The organism is Blastomonas sp., from assembly GCF_041747255.1.
Taxonomy (GTDB): Bacteria; Pseudomonadota; Alphaproteobacteria; order Sphingomonadales; family Sphingomonadaceae; genus Blastomonas.
This window is the reverse complement of sequence record NZ_JBGTFM010000196.1, coordinates 1-4243: the sequence shown is the minus strand read 5'-3', so window position 1 is coordinate 4243 and position 4243 is coordinate 1. Positions and strand designations below refer to the sequence as shown.

Annotated in this window: 4 protein-coding genes; all 4 read right to left on the bottom strand. The window is 61.2% G+C overall.

The features are described 5' to 3' along the window. Positions 1–1580, bottom strand: a 1580-nt coding sequence (leuA, locus tag ACEW8G_RS07050; protein ID WP_373487728.1) for a 2-isopropylmalate synthase, incomplete at its 3' end; no start/stop codon positions are given. Between the two features lie 286 nt (positions 1581–1866). Continuing rightward, complete coding sequence (locus ACEW8G_RS07045; RefSeq protein ID WP_373487727.1) at positions 1867–2502, bottom strand: YceI family protein; 636 nt, start codon at positions 2500–2502, stop codon at positions 1867–1869. A 131-nt stretch (positions 2503–2633) separates the two neighbouring features. Then, positions 2634–3653, bottom strand: a complete 1020-nt coding sequence (ilvC, locus tag ACEW8G_RS07040; protein ID WP_373487726.1) for a ketol-acid reductoisomerase — start codon at positions 3651–3653, stop codon at positions 2634–2636. Between the two features lie 155 nt (positions 3654–3808). Beyond that, the coding region (gene ilvN / locus ACEW8G_RS07035; RefSeq protein ID WP_373487725.1) for an acetolactate synthase small subunit at positions 3809–4243 on the bottom strand (435 nt) is incomplete at its 5' end.

Here is a 4243-nt window from a genome sequence, read left to right as displayed (position 1 = left end):
CGGCCATCGATGGCGCATTCGACATAGGCTGCGGCGCGTGCCTTTGAGCCTGCGCCAATCGCGTGTTCGCGGTAGTCGGCGATGTCGATGGCGATGCCCAGCGCACTCGACAGCGCATCGACCACACCCGAGATCAGCCCGTTGCCGCGGCCGCTCACCGGAATTTCGGTGTCGCCTGCAATGATCCGCCCAACGAACAGCCGGTCGTTGCCCGATTTGCGCTCCTCATAATCGACCAGCTGGTATTTGCCCGCACCATCAAGCCGGTAACGGTCCTGGAATGCCTGCCAGATGTCAGCCGACGACAATTCACGGCTGGTCGCGTCTGCAAGCGCCTGCACCGATTTGCTGAAATCGGCCTGCAACCTTTTGGGCAGCTTCAGTCCCTGATCCTGCTCAAGCACCCAGGCGACGCCGCCCTTGCCCGACTGCGAATTGACGCGAATCACCGCTTCATAGGAGCGCCCGATGTCGGCGGGGTCGAGCGGCAGATAGGGCACCTGCCACAGACGGTCGTTGCGCCGTTCCTGCGCGGCAAAGCCCTTTTTGATTGCGTCCTGATGGCTGCCCGAAAACGCGGTGAACACCAGCTCGCCCGCATAAGGATGGCGCTCAGGCACCTTGAGCTGGTTGCAATATTCGACCGTCTTGACGATCTCATCCATATCCGAAAAGTCGAGCCCAGGGTGCAGGCCCTGCGTGTACATGTTCAGCCCGAGTGCCACCAGATCGACGTTACCGGTGCGCTCGCCATTGCCGAACAGGCAGCCCTCAATGCGGTCCGCGCCCGCCATCAGGCCAAGCTCCGCCGCCGCGATGCCCGATCCGCGATCATTGTGCGGGTGCAGGCTGATGACGACACAATCGCGCCGGCTGATGTGGCGACACATCCATTCGATCTGATCGGCATAGATATTGGGGCTGGAGGCTTCCACCGTGGCGGGCAAGTTGAGGATCAGGGGCTTGTCAGGCGTCGGCTGCAACACCGCCATCACCGCCTCGCAGACCTCAAGGCTGAAATCCAGTTCGGCGGTCGAGAAGGTTTCTGGCGAGTATTCGAAATGCCAATCGGTCTCAGGATGTTTCGCCGCCTGTTCCTTGAGGATATTCGCGCCTTCGACCGCGATTGCCTTGACCCCAGCGCGGTCGAGCCCGAACACGACCTCGCGCCATGCAGGCGAGACGGCGTTGTAGAGGTGGACAATCGCGCGGTGGACACCCGCGAGGCTCTCGAAGCTGCGCTCGATCAGGTCGCGACGTGCCTGGGTGAGCACCTGCACGGTGACATCGTCAGGGATTTTGTTGCCATCGACGAGACCGCGAATGAAGCTGTATTCAGTATCGCCCGCAGACGGAAAACCGACCTCGATTTCCTTAAGGCCAATTTTGACCAGCAAATCAAAGAAGCGCTGCTTTTTCGCGCCGTCCATCGGGTCGATCAGCGCTTGGTTGCCATCGCGCATATCGGTGGACAGCCAGCGCGGCGGCGCGGTGGTCACCGCATCGGGCCATGTGCGGTTCGGCAGATCGACGCGCGGGAAGCGCTGGTACTTTTGCGAAGGATCGGTGAGCATCGGCATGGCTGGTTGCGCCCCATATTCAGGATAATGGCTGTATCGGGATGGGTGCCCTTAGGCGAGAGTGCATGCCAAACGCACACAAATCCGGTCACGCCTAAGGGCGTGTAAGTCGAAGCGCTGCAAGAAGTGCCGATCCGGTCATAGGGCATTGTTATTGCGCGAATGGCCGCTAGGACGCAACAAAAAACGCTCCTTATCGAGCAGGGTGCCCTTAAAGTGTGTTCTGATCGGATGGTGGAAATAGCAAAAACCCTCCCCGGCGCGCAACCGGGGAGAGCCAATTCCATTACTGCTTTTCGAAGGCGACCGAAATGTCGAGTTCGACCTCGTCGCCGATCACTGGCAAACCATATGCAATTCCAAAATCACTGCGCTTAATTTCGGTTTCAGCCTCAAAGCCGATGGTTTCCTTTTTGTTGAACGGGTTCGCGCCCGCACCGGTGAATTCGGCTTCCAATGTCACCTCTTTGGTGACGCCGTTGAGTGTCAGATTACCGGTGATCATCGCGGTCATGCCCTTGGGAACCACCTTGGTCGATACGAAGCGCGCATCGGCGGGGGCTGGGCCGAAAAAGTCGGGTTTGCCGCCATCCTTGCCCGCGCGCAGCAGGTGGCTGGTGAGGCCCGCGCTTGCGGTGGTGACCTTGCTGACCGGAATGGTGACATCGACCTTTGCGGCCGCAAGATTGGCGGGGTCGATCGTCAACGTGCCTGCGACATCGCCGAACAGGCCGTAATAATCGTTGAAACCGAAGTGGTTAACCTCCCAGCCGATCAGCGAATGGCCAGAATCTGCGACATACGTTCCGGCCGTGACGCGGGCTGGATCGGCCTTGCCGGGGACCTGCATGGCCTGCTGAGCGATCAGTGGCGCGGAAATCGCAATTGCGGCAATGGTGGCGATTTTCTTGATGTGGCGCATGAGCAAGCCTCCTGTTTGGTCGGTCGGGAGACGCCAGACTAGGGAAGCTCCTGCCGCCATGCAAAGGTCAAAATGGAAAGGGTGCGTTTCGGTATCTCCCCTCCCGCATGCAGGAGGGGAGACGTGCAGCGTCAGTTCTTGTCTTTGTCGACCAGCTTGTTGGCGCCGATCCACGGCATCATCGCGCGCAGCTGGGCACCGGTCTTTTCGATCGGGTGCGCGGCGGCGAGCTTGCGTGCGGCCTTGAGCTCGGGCTGTCCAGCGCGGTTGTCGAGCACGAAGTTCTTGACGAACCGGCCTTGCTGGATGTCGGCGAGCACGCGCTTCATCTCAGCCTTGGTCTCAGCAGTGATGATGCGCGGGCCGGTGGTTATGTCGCCATATTCGGCGGTGTTGCTGATCGAATAGCGCATGTTGGCGATGCCGCCTTCATACATCAGATCGACGATCAGCTTGACCTCGTGCAGGCATTCGAAATAGGCCATCTCGGGCGCATAGCCCGCTTCGGTCAGCGTTTCGAACCCGGCCTGGATCAGATGGGTGAGGCCGCCGCACAGGACCGCCTGCTCGCCAAACAGATCGGTCTCGCACTCTTCGCGGAAGTTGGTTTCGATGATGCCGCTGCGCCCGCCGCCAACGCCGCTCGCATAAGCCAGCGCAATGTCATGCGCGCTGCCCGAAACGTCGCGCTCGACCGCGATCAGGCAGGGCACGCCGCCACCGCGGACATATTCGCTTCGCACGGTGTGGCCGGGCCCCTTGGGCGCGATCATGATCACGTCGAGGTCCTCGCGCGCCTCGATCAGCCCGAAATGGATGTTGAGGCCGTGCGCGAAGGCCAGCGCCGCACCGGGCTTCATGTTGGCGTGATAGTCATCGGCATAGATCGCGGCCTGATGCTCATCGGGCGCGAGAATCATGACAATATCGGCCCAGGCAGCGGCATCGGCATTGCTCAGCACCTTGAAGCCTGCATCCTCGGCCTTTTTGGCGGTGGCGCTGCCGGTACGCAGCGCGATCGCCACGTCTTTGACGCCGCTGTCGCGCAGGTTCTGCGCATGGGCATGACCCTGGCTGCCATAGCCGACGATGACGATCTTCTTGTTTTCGATCAGCTTCTGATCGGCATCAGCATCATAATAAACGCGCATAGGTTGTTTGGTCCCTGTCTCATGTCCTCTCCCTGCAGTGGAGAGGGTCCCGAAGTTTGGCAGCGTGCTGCCGAATGGAGGTTGGAGAGGGCCTGACAGCCCCTCTCCCTGCCGCTTCGCGCCTGTCCTTCTCCCCTGCAGGGAGAGGGTAAAGCTCACCCCGCCGTTGGCCCCCGCGTCATCGCGACGACCCCGGTGCGTGCCACCTCGACCAGCCCGACCTCGCGCATCAACGCAATGAACTGGTTGATCTTGTCCGAGCTGCCCGAAATTTCAAACACAAAGCTGGCGGTGCTGGTATCGACCGGGCGGGCGCGGAAAATGTCGGCGAGCCGCAACGCCTCGATGCGGTGGTCGCCAGTGCCCGCAACCTTGATCAGCGCCAACTCGCGCTCGACATGCGGCCCAAGCTCGGTGAGGTCGGCAACGCGGTGCACCGCGACCAGCCGCTCAAGCTGCGCGTTGATCTGGTCGATCACAGCGGGCGGGCTGTTGGTGACGATGGTGATGCGGCTGACCGCATGGTCCTCGCTGATATCGGCCACCGTCAGGCTCTCGATGTTATAACCGCGCGCGGTGAACATCCCTGC